The sequence below is a fragment of the Capnocytophaga sp. oral taxon 324 str. F0483 genome, assembly GCF_000318315.2.
GTDB classification, from domain to species: Bacteria; Bacteroidota; Bacteroidia; order Flavobacteriales; family Flavobacteriaceae; genus Capnocytophaga; species Capnocytophaga ochracea.
In genome coordinates this window covers 7,956-9,517 of sequence record NZ_KB291512.1, presented here as the reverse complement: position 1 = coordinate 9,517, position 1,562 = coordinate 7,956, and the positions used below count along the sequence as shown (strand labels likewise).

Here is a 1,562-nt window from a genome sequence, read left to right as displayed (position 1 = left end):
TTTAAAACTTTGCCAAAGTTTGAGATGAAAAAGCAATGTGTTGAGGCTATTAGGAATTTTAGAAAGGAAACGAAGAGGCTCGAAAGAAGGAAGGAAGGGATTTTGATGAAAAAAGGGTGTGAGGATGAATGTAGTTAGCTTATAGGTAGCTTATAGGAAGCTTATACGAATCTTGGACGATTGGTATAGAAAGGGGTGTATAAATAGTTGATTCATAGTATAATACAACAATAATAAAAATGGTAAAAACGGGGTTTCGAGGCGAAAGAAAGAGGAAGAGGCACTAGGCCTTAGGGCATAGGCACTAGGAGGGAGTGTGACGGAAAAGCGGAGGAAACCTCCCCTTTTACACATACCCAGCTGTCGCGGACTTCCTCAATGAGGGGGAATGTAGTGACGGAAAAGCGAAAGAAACCTCTCGGAGAGGGGGAACTGTGACGAGTCATTTATTCGGTAAGCCCCCGAACCCCCGAAGGGGGACAAGCTGGGAAAGGTGATGAACCTCTCCCTTCTCACATACTCCGCTCTCGCGGTGCACATACCCAGCTGTCGCTGGCTACCTCCAAAGGGGGAATGTAGCGACGGAAAAGGGGGAATGTAGTGACTAATAGGGGGGTGTAAAAGAGTTTGGAGAGGTTAGGAGGAACTCGGAGGTGGGGTGTTATGATGATTTTTTGGTGAAGATAAATTAATTTTATAGTTTTGCGCCCTCAAACTAAAAATACTAACACATATGAAGAAATTTTTATTTGGGGCATTTGTTGCCCTTGCCACAATGATTTCGTCTTGCGGAAGCAAGGATGATAAAACACCTGAGCCTCCACAGAAAACTGTCGAACTGATAGGAGCGTGGCAAATGGAATCGTCTACCATAGACGGAAAACCGTCTTCGGTTTCAGAATGTACACTAAAAGAAACGATTGTTTTTACTGAAAAGACAATCGAACGTCTTTCGTTTAAGAAAAGAGATGGTAATTGCTCCTATGAGAAACAAGACCCTTTGACTTACTCTCTTTCGGGAAACACCTTTACAACCAAAGATGGTACTACCACTTTTACCATTACTGAGGGTAAACTTGTGATAGAGGGAGTCTATACAGATGTACAAGGAAACAAAAAGCCTTCTACCACTACCTATAAAAGAATTACCGAGAAAGAATTGACAGCCCTTAGAGCGATGGAGTATAAAGCTCCTGATTACAAAAAACAACTGATAGGGGCGTGGCAAGTGGAATCGGCAACTCTTGATGGTGAGAAGTTAGAGCTTTCGGAGTGCTCTTTAAAAGATGCTGTTATTTTTACTGAAAGCACAGTAGAAGAGCTTATCTTTAAAAAGTATGATGAATATAATTGTACCTATAAAAAACAAGAAATAAAACCTTATACTATATTGGGGACAACTATTACAATTGAAGGTAAGACAGTTACTTTTACTGTGACTGAAACTAAATTTGAGATAAACGGAACTGGATTAGATGAACAAGGGAGAAAGCGTTCTTTTTCATATACCTATAAGAAAATCAGCGAAAAAGAATTGACAGCCCTTAGAGCGATGGAGTATA

Annotated in this window: 1 protein-coding gene; it reads left to right on the top strand. The window is 40.8% G+C overall.

Annotated features, from left to right (window positions below; translation table 11 throughout):
- Window positions 1-733: 733 nt before the first annotated feature.
- The coding region (locus tag HMPREF9072_RS04715; RefSeq protein WP_009410791.1) for a lipocalin family protein at window positions 734-1,562 on the top strand (829 nt) is incomplete at its 3' end.